Genomic DNA, 22,553 nt, shown 5'->3' with positions numbered 1-22,553 from the left:
GGTCGCCCCCGCTGGCGTGCGACCGCGCGGGCGTGCGAACCCGTGACTAAAGGCTCTCTTTGAGCAAGCGGTACCTACTCGGTACGTGGCGGTGTCGGTCGGTGTACATGCCTCGCGAACAGACAGCGACAGCCTGCTGGCTGGCCGCACTGGTCGTCGTCGGTACCCTCGTCGCCGTGGTACCGGCCGGTGCGCTCGCCGCAGGGCCCTCCAACTCGTCGGCAGCGGCTGACGCGCCCGCCGGATCGGACGCGCTCGCGGCCGACGCCCAGTCGAACAGTCCGTACGGAGACGTCGTCCCGACGGCGATCGAGAAGACCGACGACGCGACGGTCGCCGGCGGCACGGTGCTGCCCGAGAACTACAGCGTCCGCGACGTGCCCCGGACGGTGAACGGGTCGGTCGTGCGCGTCGAGGACGACCGCACCGTCTGGCAGCGGACGTTCTCGACCGTGAACGCGACGACCCAGATCGCCGAGATCGAAGTCGACGACGACGGCGACGTGTACGCGCTCGTCTCGACGCAGCCGTCGGAGGTCGAGTCGTATCCGCCGGAGACGACCACCGAGGTCGTCCACCTCACCGCGGACGGCGACCTGACCTGGCGACACGAGATCAACGCGAGCGGCTACGCGGGCGTCGGAGCGACCGGTGAGACGCTCCGCGCGACCGACCAGGGCGTCGCGGTCACCCACGCACTGCCCGGCGGCGACGGCGTCCGCTTGGCCGAACTGACCGGCGGCGACGCCATCTGGTCCGAGACCTACGGGATCGCCGCCGAGCCCTCGACGCTCCGAGCGACCGACGACGGGTTCCTCGTCGCCGGGACGACCGGCTACTCGAACCCCTGGGTGTTGCAGACCAGCGCCTCGGGCGCGGTCGAACTCAACCGGACCGTCCGGGGGAGCGTCGACCAGCGCGTCGTCGGCGCGGTCCCGACCGACGACGGCGGCGTCCTCCTCGCGGGCACCCAGTCCACCTTCGGCGGCGCGTCCAGTTCGAACGCCTGGGTCAGCCGCCTCGACGACGACGGCGTCACGCGCTGGAGCCGCGTCTACGGCACCGACGCCCGCGCGAACGTCCAGCAGGCCGTCGCCCGCGACGGCGGCGTCCTCCTGCTCGAACGGGGGGAGTACTCGCTCGACGGCGCGACGACCCTGCGCCTCCGCGGCGTCGACGCCGACGGCGCCCAGCAGTTCGTCGAGCCCGCCGAGTTCACCGGTTCGGTGACCGCGACCCACCTCGGCGCCGACACCGTCACGCTGGCCGGCGTCGAGAACGCCCTCGTCGGCAACTACACGGTGAACACGGCGTCCGTCGACGTGCCCCGGGGCGACGACGGCGAGTACGCCTTCGAGGCCGACGGCGGACCGACCTCCAACGAGACGGCCTACCGCGGGCAGAACCTCCGGTTCGCCGACGCGAGCGCCGCCGGCGACACGCACGAGCTCGTCCGTCTCCCCGGCGAACACGACGAGTTCGAGCCACACGTCGTCCGCCGGCTCGCCTTCGACGACGGCGAGACCGTCCTCGAATCGGCGACGCTCCCCGCCGGGGAGTACGTCCTCCGGAACGCCGACGGCGAGCCGGTCGTCCTCGACGACGGCGAGGTCGTCGACACCGGTGACCGCGAGGCCGCCGCGTTCGACCTGCGCAGTCAGGACTTCTTCCACCTCGACACCAACCGGACGTTCGTCGACGCGACCGCCGGCGAGGACGGCGTCTCCATGTCGCTGTACTCCGAGCGCTCGAACTACGTCCTCCACGCCTCGGTGACCGACAGCGACGGCGAGTCCGTCTCGGCCGGCGAGCTCCGGAACGCCTTCGAGACCGTCGACGGGTTCGACGGCGTCGAGACGGTCGACGGACGCCAGGTCGCCCGCATCGAGGTCGGGACCGTCGACGAACTCCGCCTGAACGTCTCCGCGGCGGCCCTCGACGCGGGCCTCTACGAGGTCACCGTCGCGAGCCCCGACACCCGCGAGGCGGGCGCCGCCACCACCGGACGGCTCGTCGTCGCCCAGGACGCCGGCCGCGAGATCGGCGTCTCGCTCAACCGGAGTTCGCTGACCGTCCCCGTCGACGGGACGGACGCGGCGAACGTCACGCTCACCGGCGTCGACGACGCCATCACCGCGCTGTCGCTGTCGGCCAACCGCACGGGCGAGCCCGCCGTTCGCCCGCGTCTGAACCTGCAGGTCAACGCCTCGCGGATCTCCGCCGGTGCCGGTATCGGCGGCGGCGAGGCGACCACCGAAACGAGCGCGTTCGATGCGAGCACCGGCAACGGGTCGGTCGAGGTCGGCATCCTCGAAGTTGGGACCGAGCGCTTCGGCGACGAGTCGGTCGCGACCGGCAACAACACCGTCACGTTCCGCGTCGACTGGGTCGTCGGCGAGGACGGCACCCCTTACACCGTCCCCGACCCGATCACCGTGCCCGTCGAGGTCGTCGAGTCGACGAACGCGACCGACGACTCCGGCGAACCCGACGAGGGCGGCGTCGTCGGCGGTGACGGCGACGAGTCGAGCGGCTCCGACGGCGACTCCGGCGGGAGTTCCGCGGGCGGCTCCGCGAGCGGCTCCGGCGGCGATTCGAGCGATTCCGGCAGCGAATCCGGAACCGCCGCGGCCGCCGCCGACCGGTAACGAGCGGCAGTAACCCCCGCGGTTCGATTTTCGCGGTCCCACCCCACTCCTCGCAGCGATCGCTTCGTTCGCCGGACGGACTCGCACTGCGCCGGTCGCCCCGGCTCTCGACGGGACTCAGTCGTCCCGCCAGCTGTGTCGGGGTTCCCAGCCGAGCAGTTCGCGGGCTTTCGCCGTCGAGACGAGCGACTCGTGGCCGTCGAGCGAGCCGCGACGTTCGGCGTCGGGGTAGCACTCGGCGGCGACCCGCTCGGAGGGCGCGTCGACGTTCGTGTCGGCGGCGACGGCCCAGAACGCCTCGTGGCCGTCGAAGTCGGCCTCGGCGGCCCGGCGGGCGACGGACGCCGCGTCGGCGACGTGGAGATAGGAGAACAGCGTCGAGCGACCGCTGTCGCGCACGGCGGCCAGCGAGCGGTCGGCCTCGCCGAACCGCTCGCGGAGCCGCTCGTCGGTCGCGACCCAGGGGTACCGGAGCGAGGCGATCTGTGGGGCATCCGAGCGGCGGCCGAACCCGTCGCCGAGGACCTCGGTAGTGCGTTTGCCGAGCGCGTAGGGGTCCCGCGGCGTGAGCGGGTGGTCCTCGTCGACGGGGAGATAGCGCACGTCCGTCGGCGCGTCCTGGTAGTCGGCGCCCATGACGTTGATGCTGGAGGGGAGGACGACGGCCGCCAGCCCGAGTTCGGTGGCGGCTTCGAGGACGTGGTAGGCGGACATCGCGTTGCTCTCGAAGGTGACGTGTTCGGGGTGGCTGACGGGCGAGGGGAGCGTGCCCATGTGGACGACCGCGTCGGCGTCGCTCGCGGCGAGCGAGCCGTAGGTCTCGCCGGCGTCGAGGAGGTCGGTCGTGCGGTAGCTATCGGCCACGTCCTCGCGGCGCTCCCCGCGGGACAGATCGACGGTCCCGTAGCCGGCGTCGTCGAACTCGCGGAGGATCGCCTCGCCGATCGTGCCGTTGCCGCCGGTCACGGCCACGCGGTCGATGCTCATGGGCGGGAGTGGGCGGACCGCCGAAAATAGCTACCGACCGGGGAAATTCGAACCGTGACTCAGTACTCCTGCAGCAGTTCCAGCATCTCCCGGTCCAGATCGTGGCCGTGCCAGTCCTCGTAGTCGACGTCGGTCCGCTCGCTGTCGAGGATCCCGAAGGGGCCGCGGAAGTTCCACAGCGCCCAGCCCCAGCCGACTTCCTGCCACAGCGAGAGGGCGTCTTCCATCCACGCCAGCGTCACGTCGTGGGGCGTGTGGTTGTAGACGCCCCATTCGCCGACGTGGACGCCGACGCCCGTCGATTCGAGGCGCTCCCACTGGGCGATCCGGGTCGCTCGCAGCCACTCGCGGTCGTGGACCTTCCCCGCGTCGTCGACGTAGGGCCACGTCGGCGGTTCGTCGAGGGCCACGTCTGTCCACTCGGCCTCGTGGTGGGTGAGCGGAAACGGGTCGTAGCCGCGGGTCGACTGCACGCAGTCCACGTCGGCGAGTTCGAAGACGGGTTCGCGACCGTAGCGCATCCCGTCGGCCACGACGAGCCGGTCGGGGTCGACCGCGTGGATCGCCGCGACGGTGTCCCGAACCACCTCGGCGTAGGCGCCGTGGCTCGTCTCCGCCGGCTCGTTGATCAGGTCGAAGCTCAGCTCCTCGCTCGGGATTCCCTCGTAGCGCTCGGCGAACCGGCGCCAGTGCTCGGCGAACGCCGCCTGCGTCTCGGCGTCGGTCCAGAGATCCGTCTCCTCGGGCGGGTCGGCGACGGTAAAGCCCGGCCCGCGGTGGAAGTTGAGGTTGACGTGAACCCCGTGTTTCCGACCGTACTCGACGGCCTCGTCGATCTCTTCGAGGGCGTCCTCGTCGAAGTCGAGCCAGTCGTCGCCGGTCCAGCAGCGGTAGTCCATCGGTAGCCGGGCGAAGTCGAAGCCCCACTCGGCCATCCACTCGAAGTCTTCCTCGCGGAAGCGCTCCTCGTCGTCCGCCATAAACTTCGCCTGCAGGTTGAACCCGCGCCACCGCGGCAGCGAACTCGCGTTCACGTCCATGGCTCCCCGCCCGGGCGCGTCCGAGTTAAGTGTGCGACTCCCGGAAGTCCGCGCCCCGTTTCGATACACATAATAAATCACTTATACAAAAACTTCTGACTAGTTTCCCTCCAATGGACGGTGCAGGTGATGCAGTTAGCGGTTGCGGTGGCGCGCGCTGTCGCGGCCTCCGTGCCGCGACAGAGCCGTGCGAGGTCTTCGCGAGTTCACGAGCGAAGGCTCGTCGGAGCTCGCTCCGTCGGTGGATGAGGAGCGCAGCGAAGCGAGCACCGCAATCGGTTGGGGAGGTGTGTGGCGCGGTGCTGGGCCATGCGGTAGCGGAATCACCTGGCGGACTGAAGGGCGAGGCGGGCTCGCGGTGAACGGAGTGAACAGCGTTGCTGAGCCGGCACTATCCGAACGAAGTGAGGATATCCCGCTCAGCAACCGCGAGAGCGAGGGCGACCGAAGGAAGCCCTCGTCAACGCGAACGGTGAGCGAAGCGAACCGTGAGCGAGCGCGCCGAGGGCTTTCGACTCTCCGCAGTCCCGGTGGCCGCTGTCACTCGACTTCGATTCGTGCATCGATCTGCTGAAACATCTGCTCAACAAACACGCTCACACGACGACCGAAATAAGACAGAAATCAGACTAGATCTTCCAATATTAAGATAGTATATATAAATGCGCGGGTCCGTCATCGACCGCGGAGTATTAGTTCGCCCGGACTTTACCAGACGGTAAATGGAACCGAACGAGCGGGCGGGCGAGGGCGTCGGGGTACAGACTGCGACGGACATCACGCATCAAGGCGGGATGCGCGGGAACCGGGTGATGCCGACGCCGGTCCGGGACCACCTCGACCCGTTCGTCGTCTTCGAGCGCTTCTTCATCGCGGCCGACCAGGGCTTTTCGACCCACCCCCATCGCGGGTTCGAGATCGTCTCGTACATGGTCGAGGGCGGGATGGTCCACGAGGACTCGCTGGGCGAATCCCACACCGCCTACCCGGGTGACGCGATGCGGATCACGACCGGGAGCGGCATCGAGCACTCCGAACTCCCGGCCGACGGCGCGCCCTGCAACGGGCTCCAACTGTGGGTGAACCTCCCCCGCGACCGCAAGGACGACGACCCCGTGTTTCAGGACGTAAGCGGCGACGATCTACCGACCGAAGACGCCGGGGACGCGACGGTGACGACCGTCGTCGGCGAGGGCTCGCCGATCGAGCTGGCGACCGACGTGACATACCTCGACGTGACCGTCGAGGGGTCGTGGACCTGGGACCCGCCGGCTGGCTGGTCGGGCTTCCTCTACGGGGTCGACGGGTCGGGGACCGTGGACGGGGCGGAGTTCGGCACCGAGGAGTTCGCGCTGCTGGACGGTATCACTGAGGAGACGCGCGTCACCGTCGAGAGCGACGAGGGAGTTCGGCTGGCCGCTATCGCCGGCGCACCGCACGGCGAGCCGATCGTCCAGCGCGGCCCCTTCGTGGAGTAAATCGTGACGTTCGAGGAACGTTCACGGTTAGCTCGCTAGCTGGAGTCGAAACCGCAGGAACCAGCAAGCGTCGAAAGCCCTCGACGCGCTCGCTAGCTGTCGGATCGACCGCAGGAGACAGCAAGCGATGAAAGCCCTCGTCGCGCTCGCTCACGGGTCACTTCGCTCCCCGTTCGCGTTGACGAGGGCTCCCTCCGGTCGCCCTCGCTCTCGCGGTCGCTGAGACGGGATATCCGCGCTCTCCGCACCGCCCGCGCGGATAGGGCCCGCTCAGGCGACTACATGAACGCGAGCGCGCCTCGCCCTTTCAGTCCGCCAGGAACTGCACTGCGACAGCAACCAAAGACGGCCACGAGCCTCCCCAACCGATTGCGATGCTCGCAAGCTGCGCTTCTCATCCCTCGCACGACTAGTTCGAGCGGCCCGCCACGAGGCGGGCACGCTCGACAGCGCGCGCCACTACACCTGTTCACCAGGCTTCGTCGAGTCCGGTCCGTTCACCAGGCGTCGTCGAGGACGCCCTCGATGTCGTCGGTCGTGGGGTCCAGCCCCTCCGGCGCGGACGCCATCAGGCCGTCGTCGCGGATCTCCGCGGCGATGGCGGGGAAGTCCTCGCGGGAGAGGCCGTCGAGGTCGCGGAGTCGGTCGGGCAGTCCCAGGTCGTCGCTGACGGCGGCGACCGCGTCGATCACGTTCTCGGCGAGGTCGTCGTCGGTCGCCCCGTCGTCGTCGACGCCGAACGCTTCGGCGAGTAACTCCCGGCGGCCGTCGACCTCGCCGAAGACGTACCGGAGGACGTGCGGCGCGAGGATGCCGTGGACGGTCCCCTGGTGGGCGTCGTAGTCGTGGGAGAAGCCGTGGCCGAAGGCGTGGATCACGGAGGCGCGATACACGTCGGGCGTCGAGATGCCGTACTGCGCGAGGACGACGCCGGCGACCGCGTCGTAGAGGTCGTCCTCGTCCATCTCCGCGTCGGGGAGCGTCTCGAAGCCGGACCTCATGAGCGAGAGCGCGCGGGTCGCGGTGCCGTCGGTGACGGGCGTGCGATAGGGGGAGTACAGACACTCGACGGCCTTGTCGAAGCCGTTCATCGCCGAGGCACAGAGCACGCCCTTCGGCGTCGTCTCGAACAGCGCCAGGTCGTAGACCAGCGCCGTCGGCATCAGCCGGCGGTCGCCGACCGACCCGTTGGGGATCTCGCGGTCGGGGACGCCCGCGGGGTCGAGTGAGAGGCTCACGCCCGCGATGACCGACAGATCCGCGCCGGCGAGCGTCGTCGGCACGGCGACGATCGGGGTCGGGTCGCGGTCTTCGGCGACCGCCACCGCGCCCGACTCGACCGACCGCTCGGCGGCCGCACGGAGGTCGTCGTGGGTCGAGAGCGCGCTGGCGACCTTCGCCACGTCGAGGCTGCTGCCGCTCCCGACGGCGACGAGGGCGTCGACGTCGTCCTCGCGGACGCGCTCGGCCGCGTCGAGCCCCGTCCGGAGGTACTTCTCGGGCGTCGTCTCGTCGAAGACGCCGGCGAGGCGGTCGCCGAGGCCGGCCTCGACGGGGGCCATCACGTCGCGGTTGGCGCCGACGTTCGAGCCGGTGACCACGAGCGCGTCGCCGCGCTCGCGGTCGGCGAGCACCTCGCCCAGGTCCGCGACCGCACCCCGGCGACACCGGAGTTCGCCGGGGTCGTAGTCGAAGACGAATCGACGCTCGGAGCCGCCGCCACCGGGAGTCATGCCCGCGAATTCGGCCGATCGAGGCATAAGTCCACCGGGCCGCGGTCCGCCGACGCTCGCGGTCGCAAGGTATATTCGCGCGCTCCCGTAGTAACCGCCGTCGTGTCCGACCCGACAGACCCGCCCGTGGGCGCCGACCGACCCGACAGCGTCGTCGGCGTCGAGGGCACCGACCACGTCACGATCGAGGGGACGAGCGTCGAAGACACCGTCGAGTTCTACCGCGACATCCTCGGCATGGCGCTCGTGCTCCGCCAGCCCAACCTCGACCGGAGCGAACTGACCCACCTCTACTTCGATACCGGCGACGGGCGCCTGCTCACGGCGTTCGTCTCCGAGGAGCGCGAGTCGACCGACGACCACGACCCCGACCGCGGCGACGTCCACCACGTCGCCTACCGGATCGACCACCGCCGCGTCGCGGAGATCCGCGACGACCTCCGCGAGGCGGGCTACCCCGTCGACGAGTACGACCGCGGCGCCTTCCACGCGCTGTACACCGAGGACAACAACGGCCTCACCGTCGAACTCGTCGCCGACAAGTTCGCGATCCCCGACGACCGCCGCGGCGAGGTGCTCGCCCGCGCCCACGCACGCCGCGTTGACGACGGCGCCGAGTTCGTCGCCTCGAAGCACGTGCGCGCCGCTCTCGACGACCTCGGGATCGACGCCGAAGAACGCGACCTCGACACCGCCGCCGCCGGCCGCGACTACGGCGGTTGATCACCTCGAAAGTCGAATCCTATCGATCTCGAACACATATTGTTTGTCTGAAGCTGTGATCGACCGAAGATAGACGCCGGATCGAAGGAATCGGCCGTAGCGGTGTCCTTCCGCGATTAACGCGACGAAAACAGCTCCGAATCGATCGGCGAGCGATTCTGACTGGAAAATTAGAAAACAGTCGTGAAACTGTCGATACTGGTCTATCAGGGCACTTTCGCGGTTCGACTCCAGATCCGACCGATATCGAAACTCATCTGGGAGGAACTTGAATATAATGCAATTCTTATTTGTATTTTCGACGGTCGGTGGTGGTGACAAGGAGTGGTTCGGGACCCGGTTCCGCGGTGGCGGAGTGCGGCCGGACGGGTCCGGGTGACGATCCGATGCGTCGGCGGGGCGTCGAGCCGGTGGGCATCAGGCGGTGTGGGCGGCCCCTTCCCGGAGGACGCCGGTTTCGGGACCGATGGGTCCGGCGGCGGCCGCCCGGGCGTGCCGGGCGGTCGCGTTCACTCCGGCAGCTGGAACTCCGTGTCGTAGCTGGCTTCGACGAGGCCGCCGAGGATCAGGGCGGTGCTGATGCCGAAGCCGCGCTCGAAGTCGAACCCGCGGTGGCCGGGGTCCGGCCACTCGAAGTCCCGGACGTTGCCCCAGGCGCCCCAGTTGTACTGGTGGAACACGAAGTGCGGGAGGTAGTAGTTGTAGTACCGGGCGCACTTGCGGTACAGCTCCTGGATCTCCTCCTCGGTGGCGCCGGGCTCGCGGATCTCGTGGACGATGCTGGCGAGGTTGATCTCCTCGCCGTCCGAGAGGTCGGGGTCGATCCCCGCCTCGTCGGGCGCCTCGATGGAGCCGACCTCCGAGGGGATCTCGACCTGCAGGGGCTTGCCCTGGGCGTCCGTCTCGGTGTCGGGGTCGACCCGCTGGGTCGGGGCGTCGGCCTTGCCCATCACGAGGGAGCCGGAGACCCAGCCGGCGCTGGAGTTGTAGTAGTTGAACGGTTCGCCGTAGCCGTGCCAGAAGACGGACGAATCGTAGTTGAGACCGTTGTCGGCCCTGAGGTTGTTCGACCAGGTCGACCACCCCTGACTGGAGAAGTTGACGCCGAAGCCGAAGTTCGAGAGGTTCGCCCGGATCGTCTGGGCGGCGCCGGCGTAGTCGGCGATGGAGGAGGGGAAGATGACGTCGATCGTCGCGGGGTTGCCGGTGGCGTCGACCCACTGGCCGCCCTGCTTGCTGTAGCCGCCCCGTCGGAGGTACTCGGCGGCCGCCTCGGTGTCGGACTCCATCGGCCACGCGTGGAGGCTGTCGAGGAACTCCCCGGAGAACACCGACTGCGACTGGGCGTCGAGCATGTAGGTGTGGTTCTCGATGGGGACCGACCGGGCGTCGCCCCAGCCGTTGGCCCCGGCCGCGTTCCAGTCGACCGCGGCGACCAGCGCGCGGCGCACCCAGAGGTTCTGGAGGTGCGGGTTGTTCCAGTTGAGCCGCCACTTGTCACCGCCCTCCGAGCGCAGCCAGCGAGTCAGCTCCTGCATGTGGTCGGGGAGCGTCTCGCGCGAGTAGAGGCCGTTCGGCGCGACGATGTTGCCGTTGAGGTCGAGTGCGCCGTTGCTCGCCAGCGTCTGTCGGCGTTCGCCGTCGCCCCACTGGATCGCCAGCTTCGGGACGTTCGTGTTGGCGGCGTTGGGGTGCGCGGTCGCCGTGTCGCCCGCCTCGGCGGCGGCCTCGTCGCGCAGACGCAGCGTGAGCTCCGCCGACCCGATGCCGTCTTCCGAGCGGATCTCGTAGGGGCCGCTCCCCCAGCCGTTCTCCATCAGCCGCTGCAGCGAGATGCGGTCGCTCACCAGCTCGTCCGTCACCGACGAGACCTCGTCCGTGCTGCTGGCGTCCTGATACTGTTCGAGATAGGGCTGCGTGAAGTCCGGGTGGATCGGCATGTCCCCGTCGTTGGGCGCCGCCTGCGACGCCAGAACGTGTTCCGCCTGCGCGTCGTCCGGGAGCCCGTCGCTCCCGTCGGTGTTCCACCAGTGGTACTCCCACTGGCTGGCCGCCTCCTGCGTGAAGGCGGTGTCCTCGGTGAACTTGTTGCCCGCCTGGAAGTAGTCGACGTGGAAGTGCGTCTCGCGGGCCTCGGCGTCGAGCGGGTCGCCGTTCCAGTACGTCGCCCGGTCGTCGTGGGTCTCGTAGACGTCGTAGGGCGCGTCGACCTCGTACCCGCTGTACCAGGTCATGACGGAGACGCTGTCGGTTCGGGGCTTCCACGGCGTCTCGAACTCGACGCCGCTGTAGGCCATCTGGCGCGTGTGGACGTTCCGCACCGCCTGGAGATCCGTCATGAACGCGATCCCGGTCGTGTTGTCCTGGGGCGCCCAGACGTTCCCGTCGAAGACGTCCGGCGAGTTGGCCTGGAACACCCGAACCACGTCGGTCGCGGGCTCGCCCAGCGGCGTCGGACTCTCGGTGCCCGAGTCGGTCTCCGACCCGTCCGCCTCGTCGGTCGGCGTCGCGGTCGGTGTCGCCGCGGGGTCGTCCGTCTCCTCCGGTTCGTCCGTCGAGTCTCCGCCGCTCCCCGACGGACACCCGGCCAGGCCCACCGCGCCCACTCCGGCCAACAACTGTGCGTACTGACGACGTGACAGCTGGTCACGCAGACTGGTACTATCCCGCATACGTCCCAGGGTTCCACGGATAGTACATAAACTTTTGCACGTGACTGCTCCCGGCACTGTGGAACGGTCGGTCCGGTCCACCGAAAGCACGGCCGGTTCGCCCCATCGAGTTTCAAATTGAGAAACGAATACGGGGAGCTGACCGCATCGATCCAGTCCAACCGGACCGAACGCGCGTTCCTGAACGCGATCGGCGGCCTGAAATTCCGATAGTATATCTGTAATTTCGACGCGGACGGACCGCGCACGTTCGCCGACCGCGGCGCGGTGTATTTCATAGTATGGAACGTCCGGCGCGGGTCGCCGACGCTCCGGGCGAACTCCGACGGAAGCAGATTCGTCCGAGATTGTCGGAACACGGGTTTCGGGGCTCTACGGTCCATGTATCGGCCGTTTCGGGGAGTCGGTCGGTCCGGTGGGAACCACCGCGTGGGGTGACCGGCGTCGAGGTGACGGCGCCCGACCGCCGAAGAACGGCGCCGGAGCGGTGGCTCGGAACGGGGTGATTCGCGCCCTCGACCGGCCGTACTGCTCCGGATCGGCGCTGTAATTACAGTTCTATCGGTGTAATCACGTGGCCGACGGAACGGGCGGGTCCAGTAACTCCGGTATTACCGGATAATTGTGGACTGTCGTGGGAACGGGGGACGCGGAAGGACGAGCGAGGAGGGATACAGTTATGTCGGCTCGCGGGCGATGCTCGCACGTCATGTCGAGTTCGCTGTTCGACTACGAGCCGAGAGACTGGCGAACGAACACGGACGGGCGCCTTCGGTTCGCGCTCGTCGGCGTCGGGTGGTGGACGACGGAGTTCGTCCTGCCCGCGATCGAGACGACCGACGGCTGCGTGGCGACGACCGTCGTCAGTAGCTCGACCGAGAAGACCGACCGCGTCCGCGCCGAGTACGAGACCGTCGAGCGGGGGGTGACCTACGACGAGTTCGCCGACGGCGAAGCGGCCGACGCCTACGACGCCGTCTACGTCTGCACGCCGAACGCGACCCACCTCGAACACGTCGAGGCCGCGGCGGCCCTCGGGAAGGCCGTCCTCTGCGAGAAGCCCATGGAGGCGACCGTCGAGCGCGCCGAGCGTCTCGTCGACGCCTGCGGAGAGGCCGACGTGCCACTGATGGTCGCCTACCGGATGCACACGGAGCCGGCGGTCCGCCGGGCGCGTGCGCTGATCCGCGACGGCGTCATCGGCGAGCCCGTTCTCGTCCACGGCGAGAACTCCCAGCCGCTCCTGGAGATGATCGACGACCCCGACCAGTGGCGGCTGAACCCCGACCTGACCGGCTACGGCACGTCCGTGATGGACCTGGGGATTTACCCGCTCAACACCGCGCGGTTCGTCCTCGACGCCGACCCCGTCCGCGTCCAGTCGACGATGGACTCCACCCACGAGGCGTTCGACGAGGTGCCCGACCAGGTTGCGACGTTCTCGGTCGTCTTCGACGACGGCACTCACGCGGCCTGTTCCTCGTCACAGCACGCCGCCGACCACACGCGTCTGGAGGTCGTCGGCACCGAGGGCCGTCTCGAACTCGAGCCGGCCTTCCACATGGAGACGCAGCTGACCGTCGAGCGCGACGGCGAGACGGTCGCGTTCGACACCGAGGGCGTCGACCAGATGGCCGAGGAGTTCGAGTACTTCGCCCAGCGCGTGCTCGCGGACGAGCCCGTACACGCCGACGGCGAGCACGGGCTCGCGGACATGAAGGCGATCGCCGCGATCCACGAGGCTGCCGAATCGGGCGAGACGGTCGATATCGAGTAAAAAAGCGGCCGTCGCGGTTTTCTACGGTTCGGAAACGGACCGACGATGTATCCGGGGTCGAAAGCGCGTGCCGCGAGTTACCGCAGTTCGTCGGCGCGCTTCTCCCAGTCCTCTTCCCAGAGGTCGATGGTGTGGACCGCGTCCTCGGTGTACTCGTGCTCGCGGACGACGTCCATGTCGAGCTCGATACCGAAGCCGGGGCCCTCGGGGACCTGCACGTAGCCGTCCTCGACCGTCAGCGGGTCGGTCAGGAGCTCGTCGACCCACGGCTCGTCGTAGGTCTGGAACATCTCCTGGATGCGGAAGTTCGGGATGGAAGTGCAGAAGTGCGAGTAGATGGCGCCGGCGACCGGGCCCTGCGGGTTGTGCGGCGCGATGTCGACGTGGTCGGCCTCGGCGAGGCCGGCGATCTTCTTGCCCTCGGTGATCCCGCCCGTGTTCATCAGGTCGGGCTGGAACACGTCGATGTCGGTGCGGGTGACCAGCTCGAAGAAGTCGTACTTGGTCATGTGGCGCTCGCCGGTGACGACCGGGATGGGCGACTTCCGGGCGACCTCGGCGAGGCTGTTGATCGAGTCCGGCGGGCACGGCTCCTCGTACCAGGCCGGGTCGAACTGGTCGAGCTTCTTCGCGATGTCGACGGCCTGCGCCGCCGAGAAGCGGCCGTGACACTCGATCAGGAGTTCGACGTCCGGGCCGACGGCCTCGCGGACGGCGCCGACGATGTCGACGGCGTGATTTTTCTCCTCGGTGGTCATCGACTGCCAGGCGGTCCCGAACGGGTCGAACTTCATCGCCTCGTAGCCGTCGTCGACGACGCGCTCGGCGGCGCGGGCGAAGCCCTCCGGTTCGCCGTCGGCGTCGGTGTACCAGCCGTTGGCGTACGCGCGCAGCTCTTTGCCGTGGACCGGGCCGCCCAGCAGGTCGTAGACCGGCTGGTCGAGCACCTTGCCCTTGATGTCCCAGCAGGCCATGTCGACCGCCGAGACGACCGTCGTGTTGATGACGTTCTTCGAGAACCACTCGTCGCGGTACATCTCCAGCCAGAGCGACTCCGTGTCGAAGGGGTCCCGGCCGATGAAGAAGTCCGACATCTCCTCGATGGCCGCCGCGACGGTGCGGGGTTTGTCGTGTGTGGTCGCCTCCGCGAGGCCCGTCACGCCCGCGTCGGTCTCCAGCTGGACGAAGACCCACGGCTTCCACGGGTTGGCTACCAGGTACGTCTCGACGCCGGTGATTTCTACGTCCGACATACTTCGGTTGCTCCCGAGCAATATATTAAATCCATCGGTCCGGGACGCGTTACTACGGCTCGCGGTCCGTCCGACGATGCCGGACGATTAATGTGGTCCCAGTTCCGTACGATCGGTATGCACGCCGAACGCGACCCGCCCATCAAATCGACCGCGATGAGTCTCGATATCATCGAGGCGGTCCACGGGATGGGCGGCGCGACACTCTCGGAGGTCGTCGAGCAGTTCGAGAAGCCCCAGAGCACGGTCCACGACCACCTGAAGACGCTCGCGGACTCGGGGTATCTGGTCAAGGACGGTCGCGAGTTCCGCGTGAGCGTCCGCTTTCTCAATCTCGGGGGTCGCGCACGCGCGCGGTCACAACTGTTTCAGGTCGCGGAGGCCGAGATGCGGGAGCTGGCGAGCGACACCGGCGAGCACGCGAACCTGATGGTCGAGGAGAACGGCCGCGGCATCTTCCTCTACAAGGTCAAAGGCTCCCAGTCGGTGTATCTGGACACCTACGAGGGGATGGAGGTCGACCTGCACACCACGGCGATGGGCAAGGCGATCCTCGCGGAACTGTCGCCGGAGAAGCGGGACGCCATCGTGGACGAACACGGTCTCGAACCGGTGACCTCCGAGACGATCACCGACCGCGACACGCTCGAAGCGGAGCTGTCTGAGATCCGCGAGCGGGGCTACGCGATCGACGACGAGGAGCGCGTCGACGGCGTCCGCTGTGTCGCCGCCCCCGTCACGACCGACGACGGAGTGGTCGGCGCCCTCAGCGTCTCCGCCCCCAAGAGCCGGATGAACGGCCAGCGCTTCGAGGAGGAGATCCCCTCCGAGGTGCTCTCCACCGCGAACATCATCGAAGTCAACCTCCAGCACGCCTGAGCGACCCGCACGGCCGCCGCGTGCGGACTCCTCACACGCCAATCCGGGATAGTCGGACGACGAGGAGATCTGCGGGACGGCGCGTCGATCCGTCGGTCCGTGAACGTGAAATCGATTCGATAACAAAGTTTATATTGTCTAACTCACGATGGGGCAGTATGCGTTACTATCGCAGTGACGGGAACGGATCCATCTCACTGATCGCAGCGGACGACTCGGCCGCGTACGATCTCTCGGAGACGGAGGCCGAGCCGACTTCGTTTCTCGAACTCGCGTCGGCCGCGTCGCTGACCGACAAGACCGTCGACGACGTGGCTCGCGGCCTGCTAGAGGAGGCGCCGACGGTCGAACTCGCCTCGATCGAGGACGACCTCGTTCGCCCGTTCGACCCCGACGAGATCTGGGCGGCCGGGGTCACCTACTCCATCAGCCAGGAGGCCCGTCAGGAGGAAGGCGGGCTCGCCGAGTCCTACCTGGAGGCCTACGAGGGCGACCGCCCGGAGGTGTACTTCAAGGCGACCCCGAGTCGGACCGTCGGCCCGAACGACCGCGTCGGGATCCGCGGCGACTCCGACTGGGACGCGCCCGAGCCGGAGATGACGATCGTCCTCTACGACGAGGAGATCGTCGGGTTCACCGTCGGCAACGACATGTGTAGCCGCTCGATCGAGCGGGAGAACCTGCTGTACCTGCCCCAGAGCAAGATCTACGCCAAGAACTGCGCCATCGGCCCCTGTATCGCCACCAGCGAGACGGTCGGCGACCCGCTCGACCTGGAGATGCACATGTCGATCGAGCGCGACGGCGAGACGGTCTTCGAGGAGGGGACCTCGACCGCCGAGCTGGTCCGGACCTGCGAGGAACTGGTCGACTACTACACTCGCTACAACGAGGTCCCCGAGGCGAGCGTCCTGCTGACCGGCACCTCGATCATGGTCCCGGACGACGTCTCTCTCGAGGAAGACGACGTGATCCACATCGAGATCGAGGACATCGGCGTCCTCACCAACACCGTCGAACAGCTCTAAGCCCGGTTTCACCCGCTACTCGGGAGACACACGGCGGCCGAGAGAGCGCCCATCGACCCTGACAGAGACGCTTTGGCCCGAGGAGAGACGCATCGCCGGCCGCCGCGGCCGTCCCGCCGGCCCTACCGACCGATCGTTTTATAATACCGCTATCGAATACCATACGACTGCATGACGGACGCTCGCGTTACAGTACACACAGAAGCCGGAATCGACCGTATCGAGCCCGAGGTCCACGGGCACTTCGCCGAACACCTCGGTCGCTGTATCTACGACGGGGTCTGGACCGACGACAGCGTCGACGAGGAGGGGTTCCGCGAAGGCGTCGTCGAACTGCTCGCCGACCTGGAGCTGCCGGTGCTGCGCTGGCCCGGCGGCTGTTTCGCCGACGACTACCACTGGGAGGACGGCGTCGGTCCGCGTGAGGACCGCCCGCGACGCCGGAACCTCTTCTGGGGGCAGGGTCGCGAGATGATCCCCGAGGAGTCCAACGCCTTCGGCACCGACGAGTTCCTCGAACTCTGCGAGCGCATCGGTACCGAGCCGTACCTCGCCGCCAACGTCGGCTCGGGCGACCCGCAGGAGGCCGCCAACTGGGTCGAGTACGTCAACTACGACGGCGACACCGAACTCGCCGACCGCCGTCGCGAGAACGGTCGCGAGGAGCCTTACGACGTGAAATACTGGGGTCTGGGCAACGAGAACTGGGGCTGTGGCGGCCAGATGTCCCCCGAGCAGTACGCTCGCGAGTACCGGCGGTTCGCCACCTACGTCGGCACCCAGAGCGCCCACATGCTCGACTACGACCTGGATCTGATCGCCTGCGGGTTCGAGAACCACGAGTGGAACCACCGCTTCATGGAGGAGGTCTCCGACCCCAAGTGGGGCGTCGAGTTCCCGCTGGACCACCTGACCCTGCACCACTACTACGGCCGGACGATGACCGTCTCGGAGTCCGACGAGGACGATTACGACCAGTTCCTCGTCGAGGCGCTGGAGATGGACCACCACATCGAGCGCCTGGCCTCCGCCATCAACGCCTTCTCGACGACCCGCGACATCGGCGTCATCATCGACGAGTGGGGGTCGTGGCACCCCGAGGCCCAGGGCGGGAGCGGCCTCGAACAGCCCGGCACCGTCCTCGACGCCCTGTCGGCCGCCGCGGTGCTCGACATCTTCAACGACCACGCCGACGTGATGACGATGTCCAACATCGCCCAGACGGTCAACGTCCTCCAGTGTCTGATCGAGACTCAGGGCGACGACGCCTTCGCGCGCCCGACCTACCGCGTCTACGATCTGTACGCCCCCCACAAGGGCAACGAGGCCGTCACCACCTCCATCGAGACGCCGACCCGCGAGGTCGACGACGAGGAGCTGCCGCTGGTCGGCGCCTCCGCGTCGGTCGACGACGACGGCGAGGTGTACGTCACCGCGACGAACCTCGACACCCGCGCGAGCCACACCGTCGAGTTCACCGTCGAGGACGCGACGGGTGACGACGTCGATGCACAGGTCCTCTTCGAGGGTCAGGAGCCCGACCTGGAAGTCGACGCCGACAACGCCGACGCGTTCGCCGCCGACGACCTCGACGTGAGCGTCGACGGCGACGGCACCGTGACCGCGGAGCTGGCCCCCGCGACGGTCGCCGGTATCGCCGTCGAGTAAGGCCACCGCCGGCCTCCGGACGTGTCTGTCCCTGGTCGCCGTCCCCGGCGACCATTCTTCTCGGAGGACTCGAACGCCCGACAGCGGTCGCTCTCCGATGAGCGTCCGGAGTCGCTACCGGTCGCGAGAACCGTCCGCGGTCAGAACCTGACGACGAAGCCGCCGTTCTCGGCGATGTCGACGGAGAGCGTCTCACCCGGTGCGACCGCCACCTCGTACTCGGTGAGCGCGGCCCCGCCGTCGGCGTCGGTGGTGACCGTCGCCGTCGCGTCGCCGTCGAGAAACGCGACCGTCCACGTCTCGGTGTCGACTAGGTCGAACGCCTCGGGGAATTGGCTGTCGGGCGTCTCCAGCCCGAACGGTGAGGGGTCGATGACGCGCTCGCCGCACCGCTCGACGGTCACCCGTCCGGCCGGGTCGATCGCCGCGGATATCTCCCCATCGGGACCGCTGATCGAAACCATGGTTTCGCCACCGTCGAGCGAGTCGATCAACGATCCGATCGGTGACCGCGCGGGAGCGACCGCCGGTCCGGCCGAACGGTATTTCGAAACCGAGTTCCTCGCTAGGTGAACGCGAGTTACGCCATTCGAAACGCCAGTACGTCATTTCGTGACGACCGATCGGACGTTTGACGGTAGTCCGACACGTTGACCCGGATCGGCGGCCGAGAGGGTGCCCTGCACCCCTCTGTACCACATGATTTATATACCATTAATTCAGAACGGTAGCCCATGCCATCTGATGGCAAGCCAACGGAAAGTGCAGCGAAGCGTCGACGGGTGTCGCGACGGCATCTGCTTCGAGCGGGTGCGATGGGTGGTGCCCTCGCACTTGCGGGGTGTTCGAACAACGGCGACGGTGGCGACGGTGGCGACGGCGACGGCGGCGACGGCGACGGCGGCGACGGGACCGCCGGCGGCGACGGGACCGCCGGCGGCGACTTCGAGCCGGCCGACAACGCCATGACCGAAGGGGTCACCGTCAACCCGACCAACTACCAGTTCAACCCGCTCAACCTGACCCAGCCGTTCAGCCACGACATGCAGGTCGACTGGTTCCAGCGCTACAACATCGCCAGCGAGGAGATCGAGCCGTACGCGCTGGAAGTCACGGACTTCGAGGGCGAGTCGGCGACCCTGCAGGTCCGCGAGGGACTCACCTGGCACAACGGTGACCCCGGTGACCCGGTGAACGCCGACGACCTCTACGCGAAGTTCGTGACCGACACCGTCACGAACGGTACGCTCGGGAAGCTGTGGTCCGATGTCAGCCGCGCCGGCGACAGGTCCATCGAACTCACGCTCGACGGGACCGTCGCCAGGGAGCTGTTCGACGACGGCCTGAACTACTACCAGATCGACACGCCCTGGCGCAAGTACAAGAGCTACGTCGAGCGCTGGGAGGACGCGACGACCGCGTCCGAGACCGACGACGTCCGGACCGACCTCCGGGGCGACGCCTTCGACGAGCCCCACGGCAACGGCCCGTTCCAGGTCACGGATATCTCCGGCAGCCGCATCCGGATGGAGAAGTACGACCACCACCCGGACGCGGACAACATCAACTGGGACTACTGGGACCTCGAGCGCGTGTCGACCGACACCGCGAGCGTCCTGGTCGGGATGGAGGTCGACGCCTTCCGCAACTACAACCCGCCCCAGTCCGTCTTCGAGAACGTCCCCGACCAGATGGAGGCGGCGGCGCTGCCCGCGCTGTGGGGTCAGTCGCTCCCGTTCAACCACAACGACGAGGACTTCCAGAACGTCCGCGTCCGGCAGGCGGTCACGGAGTTCATCGACCGCGAGGCCGCGGCGAACAACTACGGTCGCTGGGGCCAGCCGGTCGAGGCGCCCAGCGGACTCGTGGGCAACATCAACGGCCAGAACGAGCAGACCGACCGCTGGCGGAACAAGGTCTCCGACGAGATGGCCGACACGCTCCACCGCTACCGCGACCCCGAGCGCGGTCGGCAGCTGCTCCGCGATCAGGACTACCAGAAGGACGACGGCACGTGGTACAAGCCCAACGGCGACCCCTTCGAGCTCACGATCAAGGTGCCCACCCACAACGACTGGCACCCGCTGTACCAGACCATCGCCGACAACCTCTCCAGCGAGGGCATCGAATCCCAGATGCAGACCATCGAGACGACGACCTACTGGTCGGACCACTACCTCGCCAACGAGTACCAGGTCGCCGCCACCGGCTGGACGCTCCAGCGTTCGAGCCCCTACTACGTCTGGGACCAGTACTACAACGTCGACGTGAACTTCCTCGGGATCGACCCGACGAGCGTGATGGCGCCGCCGGTCGGCGAGCCCGACGGCGAGCTCCAGGAACACGACGTCACCCAGATCCACTCGGAGCTGCTGACCGCCCGCGGCGACCGCTACCAGGAGCTGACCGACCAGCTCGCGTGGATCACCAACCAGACGCTGCCGATGCTGCAGATCCACGAGATCAACGACGCCGCCTGGTTCCGCACCGACAACTGGGAGATCCCGCCGATGGACGACCAGGCCTACCAGGCCAAGTTCCCGCTCTGGTGGCTCCCACGGATGGGTGAACTGCAGGCCAAGTCCGCCTGAGGCCACCCCGCCCCGTTCCCACACGACGCATCGAGCGAAACAGTTATGATATCTCATACCACCATTTTCGATAATCGATGTACGTAGTCAAACGAGTGGCACAGGCGTTCGTCACGTTCGTGTCTGTCGTCACCATCACGTTCGCGCTGGTGCGGGCGATCCCGGGTGGGCCCGCCGACTTCATCAGGGCACAGGTGATGCAGGCCGGCGGCTCCAGCGAGGTCAGCATGAGCGAGATCAACTCGCTGGTCGAGTCGTACACGAACATCGACCCGTCGACGCCGCTGCACGTCCAGTACTTCAACTACCTCACCAGCGTCCTCCAGGGGGACCTCGGGACGTCGGTCTGGTACAGCAGACCGGTGGCGGACATCATCGCGGACGCCGCGCCGTGGACCATATTCCTGTTGACCATCTCGATCCTGCTCACCTTCGCGATCGGGATCGTCCTCGGGGCGGTCATGGCCTATCTCGAGGGGACCCGCTTCGACAGCAGCTCGACGGTCGTCTCGATGTTCCTGAACTCGGTGCCGTACTACATCGCCGCGATCTTCCTGGTGTACGTCGTCTCGATCCAGCTGGGGATGCTCCCACAGTCCGGGCGGTTCGCGTCCGGGCTCGACCCCGGACTGAACGTCGAGTTCATCGTCAGCGTGTTCCGCCACGCGATCCTCCCCATCGTGTCGCTGGTCGCCACGGGCTTCGGCGGCGTCGCCATCACGATGCGGGGCAACGCGGTCCAGGAGATCGGCGAGGACTACATCCGCGTGGCCCACCTGCGGGGCGTCCCCGGCAAGCGGATCGCGACCCGCTACGTCGGCCGCAACGCCGTCCTCCCGATGTACACGAACTTCATGATCGCCGTCGGCTTCATGTTCGGCGGGTCGGTCATCCTGGAGGAGATCTTCGCCTACGAGGGGCTCGGACTGTATCTCCTGCAGGCGATCGAGGCCCGTGACTACCCGCTGATGATGGGGACGTTCCTCATCATCTCGCTGGCGGTGCTGATCTGCATCCTGATCGCCGACCTGACCTACAGCAAGATCGACCCGCGCATCAGCGACCAGGGCTCCCGGGAGGCGTACTGACATGGCCGAGAAGAACTCCTCGTTCAGCCAGTCCGACGGGTCGGCCGGCGGACAGGGCGCCACCCGCACCGACCTCTACCGCGAGTGGCTCGACATGGCCGTGCTCACGCCGATCCGCGTCGCCTGGGACGACTGGCGCACCCAGGTCGGGTCGATCATCATCGCGTTCTACCTGTTGATGGGTTCCGTCGGCGTCGTGTTGGTCGACCCGCCCAACCAGGGCCAGGGGCCGCGGCTGACCCCCGCGTTCCAGGACTGGTCGGTGCCGCTGGGGACGAACGACATCGGAGAGAGTATCCTGTCGGCGACCGTCCACGCGACGCCGCCGATGCTCCAGATGATCGCCGCCGGGGCGGTGTTCTCGACGGCCCTCGCCACGGTCATCGGCACCGTCTCCGGCTACAAGGGCGGGCTCACCGACCGGGTCCTGACGACGCTCACCGACATCGCGATGACGATCCCGGGGCTGCCGCTGATCATCCTGCTGGCCGCGCTGTTCGAGCCGACCAACCCGGCGGTGATCGGGATCCTCATCACGATCAACGCGTGGGCGGGCCTCGCCCGGTCGATCCGTTCGCAGGTGCTGTCGCTGCGCGACCACTCCTACGTGGAGGCCTCGCGCATCATGGGCGCGCCGACGCGGCGCATCCTCGTCGACGACATCATCCCGAACATCATGCCGTACGTCCTGATCAACTTCGTCAACTCCGCCCGCAACGTGATCTTCGGGTCCGTCGGGCTGTACTACCTCGGCCTGCTCGGCGGCACCCACGAGAACTGGGGGATCATGCTCGACGGCGCCTACAACGGCGGCGCCATCTACTCGCTGCAGGTGGTCCACTGGCTGTTCGTCCCGATGATCGCCATCATCGGCATCTCCTTCGGGTTCGTCCTGTTCGCCCAGGGGACCGAGAAGCTGTTCAACCCGCGCATCCGGGCGCGCCACGCCGAGACCGTCGAAGACGACACCGCACCCCACCAACAATGA

Annotated in this window: 16 protein-coding genes; 10 read left to right on the top strand and 6 right to left on the bottom strand. The window is 67.7% G+C overall.

What is annotated here, in order from left to right:
• The first annotated feature begins 107 nt into the window (after positions 1-107).
• Positions 108-2,648, top strand: coding sequence for a hypothetical protein (locus HZS55_RS21975; RefSeq protein ID WP_179907699.1), 2,541 nt, complete (start codon positions 108-110; stop codon positions 2,646-2,648).
• Between the two features lie 117 nt (positions 2,649-2,765).
• Here the strand turns inward: HZS55_RS21975 and HZS55_RS21970 are convergent, their stop codons facing one another.
• The gene (locus HZS55_RS21970; RefSeq protein WP_179909662.1) at positions 2,766-3,635 is read right to left on the bottom strand and encodes an NAD-dependent epimerase/dehydratase family protein; all 870 of its coding nucleotides are present in this window, start codon (positions 3,633-3,635) and stop codon (positions 2,766-2,768) included.
• A 59-nt stretch (positions 3,636-3,694) separates the two neighbouring features.
• Positions 3,695-4,675, bottom strand: a complete 981-nt coding sequence (locus HZS55_RS21965; protein WP_179909661.1) for a glycoside hydrolase family 5 protein — start codon at positions 4,673-4,675, stop codon at positions 3,695-3,697.
• Between the two features lie 722 nt (positions 4,676-5,397).
• Here HZS55_RS21965 and HZS55_RS21960 point away from each other — a divergent pair.
• Positions 5,398-6,153 carry a pirin family protein gene (locus HZS55_RS21960; protein ID WP_179909660.1) on the top strand — a complete coding sequence of 252 codons (756 nt, stop codon included), beginning with the start codon at positions 5,398-5,400 and terminating at the stop codon, positions 6,151-6,153.
• Between the two features lie 497 nt (positions 6,154-6,650).
• On the opposite strand, the gene HZS55_RS21955 is transcribed toward HZS55_RS21960, so the two are convergent.
• Complete coding sequence (locus HZS55_RS21955; RefSeq protein WP_179909659.1) at positions 6,651-7,886, bottom strand: iron-containing alcohol dehydrogenase family protein; 1,236 nt, start codon at positions 7,884-7,886, stop codon at positions 6,651-6,653.
• A 102-nt stretch (positions 7,887-7,988) separates the two neighbouring features.
• Here HZS55_RS21955 and HZS55_RS21950 point away from each other — a divergent pair, with 102 nt between their 5' ends.
• Positions 7,989-8,609, top strand: a complete 621-nt coding sequence (locus tag HZS55_RS21950; RefSeq protein WP_179909658.1) for a VOC family protein — start codon at positions 7,989-7,991, stop codon at positions 8,607-8,609.
• A gap of 509 nt (positions 8,610-9,118) precedes the next feature.
• Here the strand turns inward: HZS55_RS21950 and HZS55_RS21945 are convergent.
• Positions 9,119-11,281, bottom strand: coding sequence for a periplasmic substrate-binding domain-containing protein (locus HZS55_RS21945; protein ID WP_246308323.1), 2,163 nt, complete (start codon positions 11,279-11,281; stop codon positions 9,119-9,121).
• 709 nt (positions 11,282-11,990) lie between these two features.
• Between HZS55_RS21945 and gfo6 the strand changes: the two genes are divergently transcribed.
• Positions 11,991-13,058, top strand: coding sequence for a D-xylose 1-dehydrogenase Gfo6 (gfo6, locus tag HZS55_RS21940; protein ID WP_179909657.1), 1,068 nt, complete (start codon positions 11,991-11,993; stop codon positions 13,056-13,058).
• A 77-nt stretch (positions 13,059-13,135) separates the two neighbouring features.
• Here gfo6 and HZS55_RS21935 read toward each other — a convergent pair whose 3' ends face one another.
• Positions 13,136-14,311 carry a mandelate racemase/muconate lactonizing enzyme family protein gene (locus tag HZS55_RS21935; protein WP_179909656.1) on the bottom strand — a complete coding sequence of 392 codons (1,176 nt, stop codon included), beginning with the start codon at positions 14,309-14,311 and terminating at the stop codon, positions 13,136-13,138.
• A gap of 117 nt (positions 14,312-14,428) precedes the next feature.
• On the opposite strand from HZS55_RS21935, the gene HZS55_RS21930 reads away from it, so the two are divergent.
• The 3 genes from HZS55_RS21930 to HZS55_RS21920 all read left to right on the top strand — a co-directional run bounded on the left by HZS55_RS21930 (position 14,429) and on the right by HZS55_RS21920 (position 17,886).
• On the top strand, positions 14,429-15,190 hold the full coding sequence (locus HZS55_RS21930) for an IclR family transcriptional regulator (protein WP_179909655.1): 762 nt from the start codon (positions 14,429-14,431) through the stop codon (positions 15,188-15,190).
• 158 nt (positions 15,191-15,348) lie between these two features.
• The gene (locus HZS55_RS21925) at positions 15,349-16,218 is read left to right on the top strand and encodes a fumarylacetoacetate hydrolase family protein (RefSeq protein ID WP_179909654.1); all 870 of its coding nucleotides are present in this window, start codon (positions 15,349-15,351) and stop codon (positions 16,216-16,218) included.
• Positions 16,219-16,389: 171 nt separating this feature from the next.
• Positions 16,390-17,886, top strand: coding sequence for an alpha-N-arabinofuranosidase (locus tag HZS55_RS21920; protein WP_179909653.1), 1,497 nt, complete (start codon positions 16,390-16,392; stop codon positions 17,884-17,886).
• A 140-nt stretch (positions 17,887-18,026) separates the two neighbouring features.
• Here HZS55_RS21920 and HZS55_RS21915 read toward each other — a convergent pair whose 3' ends face one another.
• Positions 18,027-18,350, bottom strand: a complete 324-nt coding sequence (locus HZS55_RS21915; RefSeq protein ID WP_179909652.1) for a hypothetical protein — start codon at positions 18,348-18,350, stop codon at positions 18,027-18,029.
• Between the two features lie 351 nt (positions 18,351-18,701).
• Between HZS55_RS21915 and HZS55_RS21910 the strand changes: the two genes are divergently transcribed.
• The 3 genes from HZS55_RS21910 (at position 18,702) to HZS55_RS21900 (ending at position 22,553) form a co-directional block, all read left to right on the top strand.
• The gene (locus tag HZS55_RS21910; RefSeq protein WP_179909651.1) at positions 18,702-20,477 is read left to right on the top strand and encodes an ABC transporter substrate-binding protein; all 1,776 of its coding nucleotides are present in this window, start codon (positions 18,702-18,704) and stop codon (positions 20,475-20,477) included.
• Positions 20,478-20,554: 77 nt separating this feature from the next.
• Positions 20,555-21,565 carry an ABC transporter permease gene (locus tag HZS55_RS21905; RefSeq protein ID WP_179909650.1) on the top strand — a complete coding sequence of 337 codons (1,011 nt, stop codon included), beginning with the start codon at positions 20,555-20,557 and terminating at the stop codon, positions 21,563-21,565.
• A 1-nt stretch (position 21,566) separates the two neighbouring features.
• Positions 21,567-22,553 (top strand): ABC transporter permease, encoded by a 987-nt coding sequence (locus HZS55_RS21900; RefSeq protein ID WP_179909649.1) that lies wholly within the window; start codon positions 21,567-21,569, stop codon positions 22,551-22,553.

Origin of the sequence: Halosimplex rubrum (genome assembly GCF_013415885.1) — an archaeon.
Taxonomy (GTDB): Archaea; Halobacteriota; Halobacteria; order Halobacteriales; family Haloarculaceae; genus Halosimplex; species Halosimplex rubrum.
Note: the sequence above shows the minus strand (reverse complement) of the source record. Positions and strands in the feature narration are given on the sequence as shown.

Excerpts from the sequence above, each read along its gene's own strand:
- HZS55_RS21975 (WP_179907699.1), top strand. The coding sequence starts at position 108 with ATGCCTCGCGAACAGACAGCGACAGCCTGCTGGCTGGCCGCACTGGTC.
- HZS55_RS21970 (WP_179909662.1), bottom strand. The coding sequence starts at position 3,635 with ATGAGCATCGACCGCGTGGCCGTGACCGGCGGCAACGGCACGATCGGC.
- HZS55_RS21965 (WP_179909661.1), bottom strand. The coding sequence starts at position 4,675 with ATGGACGTGAACGCGAGTTCGCTGCCGCGGTGGCGCGGGTTCAACCTG.
- HZS55_RS21960 (WP_179909660.1), top strand. The coding sequence starts at position 5,398 with ATGGAACCGAACGAGCGGGCGGGCGAGGGCGTCGGGGTACAGACTGCG.
- HZS55_RS21955 (WP_179909659.1), bottom strand. The coding sequence starts at position 7,886 with ATGACTCCCGGTGGCGGCGGCTCCGAGCGTCGATTCGTCTTCGACTAC.
- HZS55_RS21945 (WP_246308323.1), bottom strand. The coding sequence starts at position 11,281 with ATGCGGGATAGTACCAGTCTGCGTGACCAGCTGTCACGTCGTCAGTAC.
- gfo6 (WP_179909657.1), top strand. The coding sequence starts at position 11,991 with ATGTCGAGTTCGCTGTTCGACTACGAGCCGAGAGACTGGCGAACGAAC.
- HZS55_RS21935 (WP_179909656.1), bottom strand. The coding sequence starts at position 14,311 with ATGTCGGACGTAGAAATCACCGGCGTCGAGACGTACCTGGTAGCCAAC.
- HZS55_RS21930 (WP_179909655.1), top strand. The coding sequence starts at position 14,429 with ATGCACGCCGAACGCGACCCGCCCATCAAATCGACCGCGATGAGTCTC.
- HZS55_RS21925 (WP_179909654.1), top strand. The coding sequence starts at position 15,349 with ATGCGTTACTATCGCAGTGACGGGAACGGATCCATCTCACTGATCGCA.
- HZS55_RS21920 (WP_179909653.1), top strand. The coding sequence starts at position 16,390 with ATGACGGACGCTCGCGTTACAGTACACACAGAAGCCGGAATCGACCGT.
- HZS55_RS21915 (WP_179909652.1), bottom strand. The coding sequence starts at position 18,350 with ATGGTTTCGATCAGCGGTCCCGATGGGGAGATATCCGCGGCGATCGAC.
- HZS55_RS21910 (WP_179909651.1), top strand. The coding sequence starts at position 18,702 with ATGGGTGGTGCCCTCGCACTTGCGGGGTGTTCGAACAACGGCGACGGT.
- HZS55_RS21905 (WP_179909650.1), top strand. The coding sequence starts at position 20,555 with ATGTACGTAGTCAAACGAGTGGCACAGGCGTTCGTCACGTTCGTGTCT.
- HZS55_RS21900 (WP_179909649.1), top strand. The coding sequence starts at position 21,567 with ATGGCCGAGAAGAACTCCTCGTTCAGCCAGTCCGACGGGTCGGCCGGC.